The organism is Celeribacter baekdonensis B30, assembly GCF_000299875.1.
Lineage (GTDB): Bacteria > Pseudomonadota > Alphaproteobacteria > Rhodobacterales > Rhodobacteraceae > Celeribacter > Celeribacter baekdonensis_A.
Map to the genome: position 1 here is coordinate 504,052 of NZ_AMRK01000001.1, position 16,721 is coordinate 520,772.

Sequence of the window (16,721 nt, forward strand, 5' to 3'; positions counted from 1 at the left end):
GTGGACTTGGTGCCAGTCAGCACCTACATAAGATGAGTAGACAGATTTTGCCACGTTGCAACGGAGAAGAACCGCCGATGGGTAACTCCCTTCTTTCCATTTTGGTACTTGCGGGTATCGCCATTTTTTTGATCCTGCGCTTGCGCAGCGTTTTGGGCACGCGCGAGGGCTTTGAAAAACCGCGCGCCGATCTCCCAGGTGCACCGGATGCCACACGCGCCCGACAAAATTTCGAAGTCATCGATGGCGGCGTCGACCACGACATCATCGACAATGTCGAGGCTGGCACCCGCGTTGCCGAAAATCTCGCCGCGATCAAACGGGTTGACCCCTCGTTTAGCGTCAGTGAATTCCTTTCCGGCGCGCGTGGCGCCTACGAGATGATCCTCATGGCGTTTGAACACGACGAGTTGGAAAGCATTCGCCCTTTCCTCTCCGACGATGTGTATGACGCGTTTTCTGGCGTGGTAGCGGAACGCCAAGCCAAAGGCCTGACGATTGAAAGCCAATTCGTCGGTTTGCGCGAAATTCAAATTATTGACGCCGAGTTGGATCGCGCCAGTGATGAGGCTGAAATCAAACTGCGTTTCGTGGGCGAAACCACCTCCGTGGTGCGTGATGCCACCGGCCAGTTGGTTGAGGGCAATCCCAATGACATCAAACGCCAAAAGGACATCTGGACCTTTGCGCGTGTCGTCGGGTCGGATGATCCAAACTGGCAACTTGTAGCAACGGGTGCCTGATGTGGGTGAGGTTGGCGAGCGCTGCATGTGCGGCCTTGCTGGCTTTGAGCGCGCCAGCCTCATCTGCGGATGAGCTTATGGCGCGCGTTCTTTCCTTTTCCGATCTCAACACCTGGGCCGAGGATGATCATGCCGCGGCCCTTGCGGTGTTTCGCGACACTTGTGACTTGATCGACGGCGACGAGTGGCCGCAACTGTGTAAACTTGCCGCCACGCCGATCAATGCACGTGGCTTTTTTGAACTGTTTTTTCGTCCTGTTTTGATCGAAGACGGCGCAGATCCGATGTTCACTGGCTATTTCGAACCCGAGTTGCGCGGCGCACGCTCTCCTGATGGCCCCTACCGTTACCCCATTTACCGCCTGCCCCCGGACCGCGTCTCCGGCGCGCCTTATCTGAGCCGTCGCGATATTTCCGACGGGGCTTTGGCCGGACGTGGGCTTGAGATTGCCTGGGTCGATGATCCGGTCGAACTGTTTTTCCTGCAGGTCCAAGGCTCTGGCCGCATCCGCCTCACAGATGGCTCCACCATTCGGATTGGTTATGCGGGACACAACGGCTATAATTATCGCTCCATCGGTCAGGAATTGATCCGGCGCGGCACCTATGAACCGCATCAGGTTTCGGCCAAGGTCATTCAAAATTGGGTGCGGCGCAATCCGGTCGAGGGTCAGGACCTCTTGAATTTCAATCCCTCCTACGTCTTCTTTCGTGAATTGCCGCGCTTGCCTGCCGACAAAGGTCCGATCGGGGCCATGCACCGTTCGATCACGCCGATGCGCTCTATCGCTGTGGACCCGGCCTTTGTGCCTTTGGGGGCCCCCGTTTGGGTGGAAAAGGACGGTGCCACCCCCTTGCGCCGCCTGATGATTGCCCAAGACACTGGCTCGGCCATCAAAGGCGCACAGCGCGCCGATATCTTTTTCGGATCTGGCGCGGCAGCGGGGGATTTGGCGGGGCAAATCCGCGATCCCGGACGTATGGTCGTCCTGATGCCAATCCAAATCGCCTTTGGCCTTGAAGAAAAGGCCAAGGGATGACCCGTAAACGCAAACCCGGCACTTCCCCTCTTACGGAAGAGGATCAAACTCTTTGGGATTTGGTCAAGAAGACTGCGAAACCCATTCATGGCGCGCGTCCACCCGCGCCGATTGCCCGTCCGGTCAAACCCAAAGCATCGGCCCCCATCACCCCGCGCGACGTTGCTCGCGACATTCAGCTTTTCGAACTCGAAATTGGCCGTCACGCCAAGGTGGAAAAAGGCCATAACCTTGCGCCCACCCTGACTGAGCGTTTGGCACAAGCGCCGCTGCGGATGGACCGCAAACATTTCACCAAAATGCGCAAAGGCAAGGTCTCGCCAGAGGCCCGTATCGACCTTCACGGCATGACCATGGCCCAGGCACATCCAGCGCTCACCCGGTTTATCCTTGCGGCTTGTGCAATGGATCGGCGGCTTGTGTTGGTTATCACCGGCAAGGGCAAACATCGCGACGATGAAGGCCCAATCCCGGTGCGCAAAGGTGTTTTGAAGCATCAGGTGCCGCATTGGCTGCAAACACCGCCCCTGCGTGAGGCGGTGTTACAGGTCGCCGAGGCGCATTTGAAACATGGTGGGTCCGGGGCCTATTACGTCTACCTCAGACGGCAAAAATAGCCCCAAACCTCAGAGCATATAGCGGCTTACATCGACCTCTTTGGCCATCTCGCCGACATGGGTGTGAACATAGGCCTCGTCAATCACGACCTCCTCGCCCCCCCGGTCCGGCGCGCCAAAGGACAGCTCCTCAAACACCCGCTCAACGATGGTGTAAAGACGACGTGCGCCGATGTTTTCAACGGCGGTGTTCACCTCTGCGGCCAGCTTTGCGATCGCGGCAATGCCATCTTCGGTAAAGGTTACTTTGACCTCTTCGGTCGCCATCAAGGCGCTGTATTGCAACGTCAGCGCATTCTCCGTTTCGGTCAAAATCCGAACGAAATCACCCTCTTCCAGCGCCCGCAATTCCACTCGGATTGGCAAACGACCTTGCAATTCCGGCAACAAATCCGAAGGCTTAGCGATGTGAAACGCGCCTGATGCGATGAACAGGATGTGATCGGTTTTCACCGGCCCATGTTTGGTCGACACGGTGGTGCCCTCGATCAAAGGCAACAAATCCCGCTGAACCCCTTCGCGGGACACATCGCCGCCGCGGGCATCCGAGCGCGCGCAAACCTTGTCGATTTCGTCGATGAACACGATGCCGTTTTCCTGCACCGCCTCCAAGGCCACGCGCGTCACGGTCTCGTCGTCCAAAAGCTTATCGGCCTCTTCCGAGATCAACAGATCATAGCTTTCTGCCACCGTGACCTTCTTTTTTACCGTGCGTCCGCCAAAGGCTTTGCCAAAAATATCGCCGAGATTCATCATCCCGCCCATTTGTGGCTGACCAGGCACCTCAAACATCCCTGCGGGTGTGCCGCTGTCTTGCACCTCGATCTCAATTACGGTTGCATCCAATTCGCCCGCGCGCAGTTTTTTGCGAAACATCTCCCGCGTCTGCTCGCGGGCATCCGTCCCGGCAATCGCTTCGATGACGCGATCTTCGGCGGCGCTAAAGGCTTTCGCCTTCACATCATCGCGCATGTATTCGCGGGTCTGCGCAATCGCCGCATCGACCAGATCACGTACAATCTGTTCCACATCGCGGCCAACATAGCCGACTTCGGTGAATTTCGTTGCTTCGACTTTGACAAATGGCGCTTTCGCCAGTCTCGCCAAACGCCGCGAAATCTCGGTTTTGCCGACGCCGGTGGGCCCGATCATCAGGATATTCTTCGGATAGACCTCATCACGGATGTCATCGGCCAAGTGTTTGCGGCGCCACCGATTGCGCAACGCCACAGCAACCGCGCGTTTGGCGTCATTTTGACCGATGATATAGCGGTCCAGCTCAGAAACAATTTCACGGGGAGTCAGGTCAGTCATTTTGAAATCTTCTCAACCGTCAGGTTGCCATTGGTATAAACACAGATGTCAGAGGCAATTTTCATCGCCTCACGGGCAATCGTTTCGGCATCCTTATCGGTGGACATCAAGCCGCGCGCGGCCGCCAATGCGAAATTCCCGCCCGATCCAATCGCCGCGATGTCATGTTCGGGTTCCAAAACGTCGCCCGCCCCGGTGACCACCAAAAGCGCATCGCCATCGGTCACGATCAACATCGCCTCAAGTTTTGAGAGATATTTGTCCGTACGCCAATCTTTCGCCAATTCAACACAAGCCCGCGCCAATTGACCAGGGCTGGCCTCCAGTTTGGTTTCTAGCCGTTCCAAAAGCGTAAACGCATCGGCCGTCGATCCGGCGAATCCCGCGACAACCTCATGTCCACCGGGCTTCAATCGCCGCACCTTGCGCGCAGTGCCCTTGATCACGGTTTGGCCCAGGCTCACCTGCCCATCCCCCGCGATCACAACTTTACCCCCACGCCGCACGCCAATAATCGTCGTGCCGTGCCATCCGGGAAACTCTTCTCTCGACATCGGTTTTCCTTTCGCTTCGTGGTTATATGAGCGCGCGACCCGCTTGGCGCAACCCGGCCACGAAAAAGGGCGCCAAGCGGCGCCCTAAATTCGTAATTTTAGCCAAACTCAAACAGCTTCGGCGATCCAACCGGCCAATGCGGCTTTCGGCGCTGCGCCGATTTTGTTGGAAATCACTTCGCCGTCTTTGAACATGAACAAGGCCGGGATCGAACGCACGCCAAATTGCGCCGGGGCGTTCGGGTTTTCGTCCACGTTCACTTTGACGATTTTGACTTTGCCTTCGTACTCATTGGAAAGTTCTTCGAGGGACGGGCCGATTTGTTTGCACGGGCCGCACCATTCCGCCCAGAAATCCACAACAACGGGGATGTCTGAATTGAGAACTTCGGATGCGAAAGTGTCATCGCTTACTTTAACAGTCGCCATGGGGCTTCTCCTGAATGCTGAACTTGACCGAAAACCTATGGCTTGTACGGCCAAAGATCAAGATGTGGCGGTTCGATGCAAAGCTGACATCACGATGTCGAGAGGCACCATGGTAAGTTCCGCCGTGCGCGTCCAAAGGATCGCGGTTTCAATCTCTCTATCCGGGTAAATCAGCGCCATCGCCTCGGCATAGGCACCCAATTGCCGCAATAATCCCTCCGGGATGTCTCCGGATTGCTCTGGGATCACCGCATTGGATTTGTAGTCGATGATTTGCACCCGGTCGGGCATGATGATGAGTCTGTCGATGATCCCATGGATCACCTGACCGCCCTTTGTGGAAAGTTGCGATGTATAGGGCACCTCCGCCAAGGAATTGGCCCCAAACACATCCCAGTCATAAGACGCATTGAGCACGCCAAGCGCTTCCTCCAACAGATCACCGATCTCATCATCAAGCGCGGCGTTCTCACATGTGGTCAAAACGTGATGCGCCACTTGCGCCCGGCGATCTGGCGCGACCTCTGGTAGGATTTCAATCAAGCGGTGAAGCTGACTTCCGCGCCGCATCGCGGCCTCTTGGTCCAAAACATTCGCTTCACCGGGCAGGGCTTTGGCACCGCCAAGATCAGACGGGGACAGAACTGCGGTGGCCAAGTCCGGTTCTGGTGCGGGAAAGTGACACCAATCCGGCAAAACAGGCGGCATTTGTTTGGCGCGCACTTCCCCGGTTTGTGGAGTAGGCCAGTCGCCATAGGCATAGCGATCCACTTCAAAATCGCCAAAATCGACCTTTTGCGTTGGCAACTCTGCCAAGCCGCGTCGTACAAGGTTATACCAACTGTCCGCCGCCTCTTTTTCCTCGCCTGCCCCGCAGACCACAAGCCACTTTTCCGCGCGTGTCATCGCCACATATAAAAGCCGACGATCTTCTTCTAAATCTGCCATTTTCAGGCGGTTTAGGCTCTGTTTTACCACATCAGACCGCTGTTCTTTCGGTCCCTTCCAAACCACCTGACCACTGTCCGGTTCGATAAATTCATCCCGCGTTTCGCGAAGAGATTTTAACGTGTCTGGCAGGATCACAATTGGCGCTTCCAACCCTTTGGACCCATGTGCCGTCATAACCCGAACAAGGTTTGAGGTCTCATCCAAAACGCGTTTAAGTTGAATATCCTGCGCCTCAAGCCAGGCGATAAACCCGGTGAGGCTTGGCGTTTCCGAGGTCTCATAGGCCCGTGCTTGATACAACAGGGCGTCAATCCCATCCTCGGCCTCTTTGCCCAAGCGCGCGATAAAATTTTGTCGTCCGTTGTGACGAATTAAAATCCGTTCAATCAGATCGTAAGGCCGTAAAAAATCGGAAGTTTGGCGCAAATCCTCAAGAATTTCAAAGGTCTCCGGCCATTCTGCCCGTCTTTCGTAGAGCGCACGCCAAAGCGTGATCGTGGTGCGCCCATGGGCCAACTGATAAAGATCACGCTCGGACCAATTGAACAAAGGTGATTTCAACGCCTCGGCCAAAGCCAAATCATCGTCCTGCAAAGACAGAAATGCCAAAAGCGAACGGATATCTTTCACCGCGAGTTCGTCGTTCAACGTTAGACGATCCGCCCCTGCCACGGGAATGCGAGCCGGGTGGGATTTCAGCGTCCGTAAAATCCGACCAAACAACTCTGACCGACTGCGCACAAGGATCATAATGTCGCCTGGTGTCACGGGACGACCTGCGCCATTTTTATCAGGAATTGAGCCGGATTCGAGAAGGTTTGCAACAAAATCCGCCACCCTCTGCGCCAGCCGTGCGGAGTGATGTTCGGGTGTGATAATATCCACCGGATTTTCCCAATCCTCGGGATCATCGGGGCCCTTTTCCGGTTCGATCAAAGGCCAAAGATCCACCCGTCCCGGAATGTCGTCAAAAAACGCAATATGCTCCGTTGTACCGCCAACGCCGACGCCTTCACTGGCGCGAAACACCTCATCCGTGGCCGACAGGATCGCACGCGAAGAACGAAAGGAATACTGCAACGCAAGGTCTTGCAGCGGTTGGCCCACGGCCGCCAAACGGTCGCCAAAATGCGCTTTCATCTTGTCGAATGCCTCAGGGGCCGCGCCTTGAAATGAATAAATCGACTGTTTGTGATCCCCAACCACAAAGATCGTGCGCGTCACATCCGCACGCGCGCCCTCTCCTGCGGTAAATTCACCCGCCAAAAGCTGCACAACCCTCCATTGATCCGGGCTGGTGTCTTGCGCTTCATCGACAAGGATGTGATCAATTCCGCCATCAAGGCGATAGAGCACCCATTGCGACACGTTTGAGATCGACAACAAATCCCGCGCGCGTCGGATCATGTCGTCAAAATCCAAAAGCCCAAGCTGCGCTTTGCGCTCCAAATAGGGCGGCAAGACCGCGCGCGCCAATTGATGCAGCGCCCAAGTTCGCCGGGCGTCATAGAGGCCAAAGACTCTCGGACGCACCGCCTCGATCCGCTTCATGAACGCTTCCAGTTGATGAAACGCGTCGGGATGCGCATCAATCAGTTTGCGTGTTGGAAAGCTCGAATGCTGTGCATAGAATTTTGAAACATGTGGATTCTTACTTGTCTCCCCGGACAAAAGCTTTTGGCAACAGGCCTCGATCATCGTCACAGAAGGCTCTGATCCAGCCCAAAATCGAAAAAGCGGGGCCAGTTTTTCATCCGCTTTTGTGGAACCCTCTAAAAGTGCTGCAACCGAACTAAACATCTCCTGCTCGCCGCCCATGAAGGCTTCGGCGATTGATGCCCTCTCATCATAGCCCTCTGGCAGGTCAAACCAGGACCAAATCTCTGCCTCACTGCGCGTCGGCAAAAAGCCCTCTCGTTTAGCGACAATTCGGAGTGCCAAATCCGTCAAATCCAGATCGTTGACATAAACTGCGGCTGCGTCGATCACGCCACGCGCCGGTCCCAATGCCAACTCATCCAAAATGTCGGCCACCATTCGCCGGGATTGGCGTTCGTCCATTTCCTTGAACTGGGGAGAAACGCCGGCTTCCAGCGGAAATCGCCGTAAAAGCGCGCTGCAAAACGAGTGGATGGTTTGAATTTTCAATCCGCCCGGCGTTTCTACCGCGCGCGCAAACAGGGTGCGCGCGTGCCGTAGGGTCTCGGCATCCAGAACCTTTCCAGGCGCGAGTATTGTCAACTCGCCGATCAACTCCGCATCGGGCAGCATTGCCCAACCACCCAGTCGCGCGAACAGCCGGTTTTGCATCTCTGCGGCGGCCGCCTTGGTGTAGGTCAAACACAAAATATGTTGCGGTGGCGTGCCATCCAACAACAGTCGCGCCACGCGGTCGGTCAGCACCTTGGTCTTGCCTGATCCCGCATTCGCGGAAAGCCAAGTGGACATGTCCGGCTGTGCCGCCATGATTTGGCGTTGGGTCGCCTCATTGAGCGCACTCATTGCAAATCCTCCGGCACAGGCTCATCCGCTTCCGACCATTCACCAAAGCGCGCAAGATGTTCAAAATCGGTTTTGAACCGCACCTTCGCCATCATCCGTCGCGCGCTATAGCCCGTTTCCGGATCATCGTAATTGCGGATTAGTTCGCGTAGCTTGGCTTGAACCTCTTCGATGTCGCTTTTTTCCAAAGCCAAAGATGTTTCCGTTAACCCGGAATCAAGCCCCAAATAAGTGACTTCGGTAACCCTTCCTATCGGCAGGTCGTCAAAGCGGCCAGCCTCCAACATTGCCGCCTCCAACAACAACTGAATGCTGAAAATCCGCGTTTGGTTTTCCGACGGAGGCCGCCCTGACTTGTAGTCGTAAATCACGAATGTATCGTCGTTTTTGCGATCAATCCGATCCGCCTTACAGGTCAAGGAAAAATCAATGTCAGAAAAATGCATCGCCCCTTTGACTTCAATTCCCGCAGGTTGCCCCCTGGTCAGACGCATGCGTTCCTGACGGACCAAACCCTCGGCAATCTTGCGTATCCGACCCAACCACACACGGCGCGCGGAGGGCCAAGCCACTTGATCTTCCAAGACACGCTCGGCCGTCGCCATGAACCGTGCGAGCGATTGATCGAATGTTTCGTCTGAAATATCAGTCAGATAGCTTTCCATGATCGCGTGAAAAGCGGTGCCTCGCTCGCGCACATCGGGGTCCCGGCTCAGCGGATCAAGTTTGTTCAACCGAAGAATACGGTTGGCATAAATGTCATAAGGATCACGGATCAATGTTTCGATCCGTGTCACCGAAAGCTGTCTTGGGCGTGCCGCAACCGGGGGGCGCGGACTCGGTCGTTTTGCAGGCGGCAAGGTGAAATTGGGTCGATCAAGGTCATCGGCCATCTTGATCCAATACGCCCCACGTTTGCGCATGGCGTCAAGAGCGCTCCGACCCTCATCAGACATGCCAGACATCAGGTTTGTCAGTCTGATCAGCCAGCGGGACGCAACAGTTTCGGCCTCTGCATCCCGTTTTGCCCGCGTCAATACCACCTCAGGTGCGCCAACAGCCTGTTGAAAATCATGCGCGGAAAGTCCCGTGGCTTGTTCGGGCGACAATAGCCCGGCTTGTTTGCGCATGTCTCGGCTGAACCACGGATCTTGTCCGGGTGCTTGTGGCCAGATGGTTTCGTTCAACCCAGCCAAAACAACCAACTCGGCTCCCAAGGCTCGCGCTTCCAATGTGCCCCAGATCATAACCTGCGGATGCTTTGGCGACGGATCGCGTGCCAATCCCCGACCTAAAACCGCCCGGAAGAGATCGGCAAAGGCCAACGCATTCATTATGCCGCCAAATTCGGCTTCCCGACGTAAGTCAGAAACAAGTCGCAACACCTCTCGTCCTGCATTTTGTCCCCACAGTTCGCGGTCATCCGTGCCTTGTGCCCCCTTTACAAAGAGAGAGGCGACCGACACGAGATGATCAATGTGATCTGCCAAGTCGCGTTCAGGTGCCACGGCAAGTACGTCCAAAAGATCGGCAATCCAAGCCGCCCATATTTTGCGGACCTCTTTATCCGCTTTTTCTGCTCCAGACGAAATAGCCCACTGTAAAAGGCTTTCACGGTCGGGAAACACCACCCCTTTGCGGCGTAGATGCACCTCAAGTTCACGGGTCCACAAAAGGTGATACCCACGTCCCTCGTCGCCGGTATGTCCGCGCGAGGTCAGCGGATGTTTCAAGAGGACCAGCAGGTCTTCTGAGGACAGTTTGCGTCCCAAAATCCCAACAATATGGCGTAACAGTCGGCCCGGCGGGGTCTGATTGAGCGGTATCCCGGCGCTGTCATCTGGTGTGATATTCCACCGGCCCAAAAGCGCCGTCACCCGCCGCGCAAGATCGCGATCCGGTGTGATCATGGCGGCTTTACGCCCGTTTTGTGCTGCCTCACGAAGGATCAAAGCGATGGCATTGGACTCGATCCGCATGTCCGGCGCTTCAATCAAAGTCATTGCAGAACAGGCAGCGTCTGTATTCTGAAATTCCGGACCTTCTTTCATCCATTGATGAGTCACAGGCGCAGGCCGCAAAGAAAGAGAAATCAACCGGTTTCGGGTCAAATTCGGGGGAGATACTTGTGCCCAATTTTGAATGTCACCTGACGTTAAGCCAAGCTTTTCGGCCATACGCACAGTGCGCTCTTGCGGGTGCTCAACGGTGGGGGTGCTCCTGTTCCCCCGCCCTGCAATTTCTTGCCAGACCTCAAGAGGAATATCAAAATCAACCCCGGGCAAAACCACAGCGCCCTTCGGTTGGCGCGCCACCAATGTCATGAATCGTGCCGTCATTCCACGCGATCCGGTTGAGCCGGCAACAATGATCGGGTGACTTGGCGGGGTCTCGCCCCATTTTGTTTCGAGACGATCCACAATCAACCTCAACCGATCTTCCTGACTGGGTTCATGGGCGGCGGTCGGACCAAAATAGTCAAAAATAATCGACAAAAACGCCAAAGATTTTTCCCAATGCCCTGAAGCATCCGGGATTTTAAGTGACCTTAACTGTTCTGGTGTCACGCCCTCATCCTGCATTTCGGACAGCAAGGCCGCGAGGCTATCTGAGAGATCAAACACAGAGGCGCGTGTGGCAAATTGCGGCTCTTGGCGGAGAAAATGCGACACAAGTTGCGACAATTCCAGCCGTCGCCGGAGTCCGCTGATCGGCATTGGCAGGTCCATGACATCGGGCGATGCCCCTAGCTCTGCAATCAATTTCACCTGCGGCAAAAGCCGGGTTGACCCGTCATCAAACGCGGACAGGATGTCCTTTTTCATTCGCGATGTGTTCACGAAAATCTGCGTACGCGCCAAAATTTCGGGCGGTGAGTTTCGAAACCGTTCCAAAATCCCCTGTTTTAACGCCGCCGGATAATTGACGCCGCAGGGCAAACCAAACAGATGTGGCTTCTCGATGGATCCGAACATAATCCGTCCTTTAATGGGCGTCCTTCAAGAGGCGCTCCGCAATCTCAATCCCTTCGGGATGACCGACATCACACCAATGTCCCGGATATTCCGCGCCGAAAATTCTATTCGTTTCAAACAGACGTTCCCACACGAGATTAAGCGAAAAACACGTCTCGTCGATGCCGTTGAGCGTATCGGTTTTTAAAATCTGAACCCCAGTGTAAACTGAGCCATGACCGCGGGCCAATCGCCCATCTGGTAAAATATCAAAATCACCTTGTCCAAGGTGCCCGTGCACACGGTCAAATGGAACGGTTAAGAGCAGCGCATCCATCTTTTCAGGGTCCCAGGCCTCTGACAAAATATCAGACGCCATTGGACCTTTCCAAACCGCATCTGTGTTGACGGTGAATACCACATCTGCTCTGAGCTGGGGCAAGGCGTTGCGTAGCCCGCCCCCTGTTTCAAGCAGAGTGTCTTCAAAAACAGTCTCGATTCCGGCGGTATTTAAGTGTTTTTCAAGCGAGTCCGGCAGGTAATGAAGGTTTGCGACCCTGTGCTCGACGCCCCCGATCTGATCCAGCGCATGATCGACAAGTGGCCGCCCCGCCACTTCAATCATCGGTTTTGGTCGATCTGCCGTCAGCGTTTTCATCCGGGTGCCGCGTCCCGCACAAAAAATCATTGCAGTGTTGGGATGGTTCCGCATTTTTCTTTCAGACACTGAAGGGTTTCTTTTGTGGGTTCCGGTAGATGTGTGCGAATGAGATGTGCGAGACTTGAGAGATCGGGATGATCCAGATCGCGTTGTAAATGACCCCAGACCCGAGGGATCAGGTCAACATAGTGCGGGCGTGAAAAATGAAGTGACATGCGTGCGAAAATCATCAAGATCCGCAGGTTCCGCTGCACCGAACAAATCGCCGCTTCACGATTGAAATCAACCGGATTGAGATTCAATCCGTCGCTAAATCGCGCCAGGCATCGTTTCTGAACCTCAACCGGGACATCGCGTCGCGCATCTGTTGTCAGCGAAATCACATCATAAGCGGGATGGCCGAGCATCGCGTCCTGGAAATCCAAAAGCCCAACACGCGAAGGACCCGCTCGATCCGGCAGCCACAATAGATTTTGCGCGTGATAATCGCGTAAAATCGTAACGCGACCATGCCCAAGAGCCGCAATGAGTGGCGTTAAAACGGTGCGCGCGGCCTCACGCTCTGAAGACATATCGTGACTCAAAACGGGTTCGGCGTACCAGCGGTAACAGGAAAGCGCGAGATCGGTCATCAAGGGGCCGTAATCCGCAGCGCCGTCCAGTGGTGTTGAGGAGGCGATGTGAATCAGAACATCGACAGCAGCGTCATAAAGCTCGGTTTCCAAATGTGGTTTCCGGGCACAGACGACGTCATACAAATCTCTACCAAAATCTTCGAGGATCAAAAACCCATTGGTCTCATCGGCGGCATATATTTCAGGGGCTGACAGTTCGAGATCGCGAAGATAAGCGGCGACCTTGAGAAAAGGGCGAACATCTTCACCAGCCTCTGGGGGCGCATCCATTGCGATGGCGCATCGACCGGTCGAACGATCTTTCAACCGGTGATACCGCCGCCGAGACGCATCACCCGCCAAGGCGGCTACACTGGAGTCAGCCCAAGGGCCAGATCCAAGAAACTCTTGGAAAAGCTGCACGCGCTCAGTCATAAGATCGCTGAAATTTGAGAGGCAGAGTGTCGCAGCATTGCGGGGAGCCTTTGATGTTCGGACAAAACATGTGCCCGACTTTAGGCCGCCCCGCAAGGGACGCAAGGCAAGAAGGGCGTCACATTTCTACGAACTGGCTGTCCGCCTGCGGCCGAAGCGCGAGTCGCACCGCCGAGCCGCGCGCCTCTGGCGCAAAGCCAACGAGGGTTTGGCCGGATGGCAATGGTGCAAATCGGCAAGTAAGACGGCGCCCATCCCAAAGCCGGGTGGTGCCAGTCCACTCCTCACGCGCACCAACACGGCTGACAAATTCCCGAATATCATTCCAAAGCGGCGATGGCGCACATTTCGAATGCCATATCCGTGTCGCCTCAACGATGCTTGTCTCGGAAATACCTTCCATTTGCTCAAGACCCCAAAGCGACGTATAGGCCGAATTCGCCATCATCAACATGCCTTCGCTGTTAAACACGGCAATGGCTTCAGATAGGCTGTCGAGCACAGCCTGGCCCGTTTCGATCTCTGACCTAAACCGCCGTGTCAGGGACATCTCGGCAGAGATGTCTTCGAACAAAAAGGCGATGGCCCCATCGGGATGCGGGCGTCCAGAAATTCGATATGTCATGCCGCCAGGCAGGGTCCAAACCTCTTGATAGGTGCCATCTTCGGCGGCGGATTCCAAGGCGGCCATTTCTTGACGCCATGATTTATAATCTTTCGGCTCAGGCATCATCTGACTGTCGCGCAATCTGTCGAGGAAGGTGGTTAAAACCGGTCGCGAGATCAAAAACTCAACCGAAAGGGCGGTCAGGTCCGTCAGTGCCGGGTTGAACAAAGCCAGCCTGCGATTGCGATCAAACACTGCAAGTCCGATTGTGAGATGGGAGAAGGTTTTGGTCAGGGTTTGCGTGAACTCGCGAAGCGTTTCCTCCGCCTTGACCGTATGGTCCGCAGAATTGGCTGTGAATAGGAAATCGCCGCCCATTTCAAATCGAAATACCTCAAACCAATGTGTTCCGTGGTTTTGATCCTTAAGGGTGAGGCGGCGGGATTCTTTTGCGCCGACGTTGGCAAGAAGTGAGGTGTCGAACAAAGACGTCGGCGGCCAGCTTGGAATATCATCGTTCTGCGCCATACTGTCGGCAAGAGCGATATAGGCGGCATTGGCCCAACTGATCGTGCCATCCGCGAGTTCGCGCCATACCAGATGGGGCACGTTTTCCGTGGTGGCGCGCAGAGTTTCAAGCTCGTGCTCCATCGCCATCAAGGAATGACGATCCAACTCGATATGGCTGTGTTCCGTTTCACGATCCAACAATGTCAGGCGCGCAAGACCGTTGCGCCATTCGCATTTCATCACGGAGCTGCCATCACGGGACTCAATGATCAATGTGCCACGATCGGCGAGTTCTATGATCTCTTTTTGAAGTGTTGGGAATTTTGAGATCGTTACCGATAAAAGCCGTGACCAATCCGAGCCGACATCGGCGGCTGCCGCAAGCACGCTTTGCGCGGAGGCCGTCGCGTTTACCAGTTTTTCGTCATCGAACAGAAAGACGATGTCATTGTCCTGATCTTTCAGAGTGATCGCCTCTGACTTTTCTTTCCTGGCAGCCATCCAGGCAAACCCATAGAGCGCCAAAAAGGCAATGCACAGGCTTCCTATGATGAGGGACGCAAGAGTGGAGAGGAGTTCGACCGACATGTGATTCCCGACAAAAATACGCTTCTGCGACGGGATGATTTTGGGTAAGGATAGTTAACGCACCGTTAAAATCCCAAGAAATCATGCATCAAATCGGGCATTTTCACCCAAAGCCTTGTTTTGTTCACCTTCCTGGACGCTGATCCGCTCTTTGGGCCAACTCAGTTCGACAATTGCGCCAGACCGACGACCGGCATGCAGATGGAGGTCGTGGCGGTCCGATCCATTGGCGAACGCAATCTCGGCCCCGGTTCGCTCCAAAAGCGTTTTGGCAATAAAAAGCCCAAGCCCCATACCCTCATAGCCCGGACGCCGGTCAATCTCGCGCTCGGTGCGGCGGCGGCGCATGAAGGGGTCGCCAATCCGGCCAATCACCGATGTCGGAAATCCGGCCCCATCATCAATGATCCGAAGCGTGATGGTGCGCGCGTTCCATGTAATATCAATCCACGCCGTCGTTTCAGAAAAATCCACCGCATTTTGAACCAGATTGCGCAACCCATGGATGATCTCTGGACGCCGGTAGACATAGGGCTGCGGTGTCCCGTCTTCGCTACCCAGCACTTCAAGTTTGACTGTTTTGCCCCGCGCAACATGCGGCTGTGCGGCCTCTTCGACCACGGCCTGAAGCGGCGCAAACCGCATATGTAGATCATCTTTGCCGGCCTGCCCCATCGAGCGCAAAATATCACGACACCGATCCGCCTGTTCATTGATCAACTGCGCATCCTCGCGCAAAACGTCATGGTCTGCCAGATCGTCGACCAACTCGCTGGACACCAGTTTGATCGTGGCCAGAGGCGTGCCCAATTCATGTGCTGCAGCGGCAATCACACCCCCTAAATCCGTCAGTTTCTGTTCGCGTGTGAGCGCCATTTGGGTTGCCAAAAGTGCCTCTGACATGGTGTGAATTTCAGAGGCGACTTTCCACGAAAATACTCCCAAAAACACCACACCAATCACAATCCCTGCCCAGCTCCCAAATAGGAAAATTCGTGGCATGCGCAGGATTTCACCGTCTAAAAGCTCAAGCGGGACGTGATAAAGCGCGGTGATTGACACCAAGGCGATGGCCGCACCCCCCGTCAACACCGATGATTTTGGCCGAAGTGCTGAGGCCGAAATTGACACAGGCGCCAAGATCAAAAGGGCGAATGGGTTGTTCAACCCCCCTGACAGATACAAAAGCGCTGACAATTGCACGATGTCGAACAACAACATCAGCGTTGCACCATGTTCGCTCAACCGGGTGTTTTCCGGGTAAATGAACGTGACCACGATGTTCAAAATGATCGACGCGCCGATCACAACGGCAAAGCCGCCCAGATCAAATTTGAGGTGAAATACCGTCATCGCCAAAATAATCGTGGCAATTTGACCCGTGATCGCAATCCATCTCAGCGCAGTGAGAGTTCTCAGGCGAACCCAATTGGATCTGCGCTCTTCGGTGATGAGATCGTCACTATTTTCAATCATTGACAGGTTTTTGATCCAACTGCGGCATTAAACCCCTTGTTAGTCCGTGCTGATGCGCCGATCAATGCGTCGCACACATGAGGAGAGAAAACATGTCGACAAAATCTTTCGCCATTGTCGCCGGTGTTGCCGTTGTCGCCTTATTGGGCGCAAGCGCTTGGTATGCCACACGCCCGGCTGGTGATGATCAATTTGCCCAATGTCGCGGCTCCGCTGTCAGCGGTGGTGCGGGGTCCATTGGCGGGCCTTTTGAGCTCGTGAGTGAAGATGGTGTGACCGTCACCGATCAGGATGTGTTCACCAAGCCAACGATCCTCTATTTCGGCTATACCTTCTGCCCCGATGTCTGCCCGCTCGACAATGCGCGTAACGCGGATGCGGAGCGTCTCTTGGACGAACGCGGCTATGACACACAAACTGCTTTTATCTCCATCGACCCGGACCGTGACACGCCTGAGGTGGTCAAAGAGTTCACCGATCTTTTCCACGAAAACATGATCGGCATGACCGGCTCTCCTGAACAGGTGAAAGCCGCTTCAATGGCCTACAAAACCTATTACAAGAAACAAGAAGAGGGTGATCCGGAATATTACCTCGTGGATCATTCGACCTTCACCTATCTGGTGTTCCCTGAAATCGGGTTTGTCGATTTCTTTAAACGTGATGACACGCCAGAGCAGATGGCGGATCGTGTCGCCTGTTTTATTGATGCGGCCAAATAGAACG

At 55.0% G+C, this 16,721-nt stretch carries 13 protein-coding genes; 4 read left to right on the top strand and 9 right to left on the bottom strand.

Annotation, left to right across the window (positions count from 1 at the left end; all coding sequences use genetic code 11):
* Positions 1–77 precede the first annotated feature (77 nt).
* The 3 genes from B30_RS02395 to B30_RS02405 are packed head-to-tail and all read left to right on the top strand — an operon-like array spanning position 78 to position 2,400.
* Positions 78–743: a Tim44/TimA family putative adaptor protein gene (locus B30_RS02395; protein WP_009570405.1), complete on the top strand. Its 666-nt coding sequence runs from the start codon at positions 78–80 to the stop codon at positions 741–743.
* The gene (mltA, locus tag B30_RS02400) at positions 743–1,783 is read left to right on the top strand and encodes a murein transglycosylase A (protein ID WP_009570406.1); all 1,041 of its coding nucleotides are present in this window, start codon (positions 743–745) and stop codon (positions 1,781–1,783) included. The genes B30_RS02395 and mltA overlap by 1 nt, the downstream gene beginning before the upstream one ends.
* Complete coding sequence (locus B30_RS02405; RefSeq protein ID WP_009570407.1) at positions 1,780–2,400, top strand: Smr/MutS family protein; 621 nt, start codon at positions 1,780–1,782, stop codon at positions 2,398–2,400. Before mltA ends, B30_RS02405 begins: the two co-directional genes overlap by 4 nt.
* A 9-nt stretch (positions 2,401–2,409) precedes the next feature.
* On the opposite strand, the gene hslU is transcribed toward B30_RS02405, so the two are convergent.
* From hslU to regB, 9 genes are all read right to left on the bottom strand, one after another.
* Complete coding sequence (gene hslU, locus B30_RS02410) at positions 2,410–3,714, bottom strand: ATP-dependent protease ATPase subunit HslU (protein WP_009570408.1); 1,305 nt, start codon at positions 3,712–3,714, stop codon at positions 2,410–2,412.
* Positions 3,711–4,268, bottom strand: a complete 558-nt coding sequence (gene hslV, locus B30_RS02415) for an ATP-dependent protease subunit HslV (RefSeq protein ID WP_009570409.1) — start codon at positions 4,266–4,268, stop codon at positions 3,711–3,713. The genes hslU and hslV overlap by 4 nt, the downstream gene beginning before the upstream one ends.
* A gap of 108 nt (positions 4,269–4,376) precedes the next feature.
* On the bottom strand, positions 4,377–4,697 hold the full coding sequence (gene trxA, locus B30_RS02420; RefSeq protein ID WP_009570410.1) for a thioredoxin: 321 nt from the start codon (positions 4,695–4,697) through the stop codon (positions 4,377–4,379).
* 57 nt (positions 4,698–4,754) lie between these two features.
* The gene (gene addA, locus B30_RS02425) at positions 4,755–8,150 is read right to left on the bottom strand and encodes a double-strand break repair helicase AddA (protein ID WP_009570411.1); all 3,396 of its coding nucleotides are present in this window, start codon (positions 8,148–8,150) and stop codon (positions 4,755–4,757) included.
* Positions 8,147–11,125, bottom strand: coding sequence for a double-strand break repair protein AddB (gene addB / locus B30_RS02430; protein ID WP_009570412.1), 2,979 nt, complete (start codon positions 11,123–11,125; stop codon positions 8,147–8,149). The genes addA and addB overlap by 4 nt, the downstream gene beginning before the upstream one ends.
* Before the next feature lie 10 nt (positions 11,126–11,135).
* Positions 11,136–11,816, bottom strand: a complete 681-nt coding sequence (locus tag B30_RS02435) for a nucleotidyltransferase family protein (protein WP_009570413.1) — start codon at positions 11,814–11,816, stop codon at positions 11,136–11,138.
* Positions 11,789–12,814, bottom strand: coding sequence for an aminoglycoside phosphotransferase family protein (locus B30_RS02440; protein ID WP_040401736.1), 1,026 nt, complete (start codon positions 12,812–12,814; stop codon positions 11,789–11,791). Before B30_RS02440 ends, B30_RS02435 begins: the two co-directional genes overlap by 28 nt.
* Positions 12,815–12,932: 118 nt before the next feature.
* A complete protein-coding gene (locus tag B30_RS02445; RefSeq protein WP_009570415.1) occupies positions 12,933–14,519 on the bottom strand; it encodes a PAS-domain containing protein in 1,587 nt (528 codons plus the stop codon).
* Positions 14,520–14,600: 81 nt separating this feature from the next.
* A complete protein-coding gene (regB, locus tag B30_RS02450) occupies positions 14,601–15,995 on the bottom strand; it encodes a sensor histidine kinase RegB (protein WP_009570416.1) in 1,395 nt (464 codons plus the stop codon).
* Between the two features lie 92 nt (positions 15,996–16,087).
* Between regB and B30_RS02455 the strand changes: the two genes are divergently transcribed.
* Positions 16,088–16,717 carry an SCO family protein gene (locus B30_RS02455; protein WP_009570417.1) on the top strand — a complete coding sequence of 210 codons (630 nt, stop codon included), beginning with the start codon at positions 16,088–16,090 and terminating at the stop codon, positions 16,715–16,717.
* The last annotated feature ends 4 nt before the right edge of the window (positions 16,718–16,721 follow it).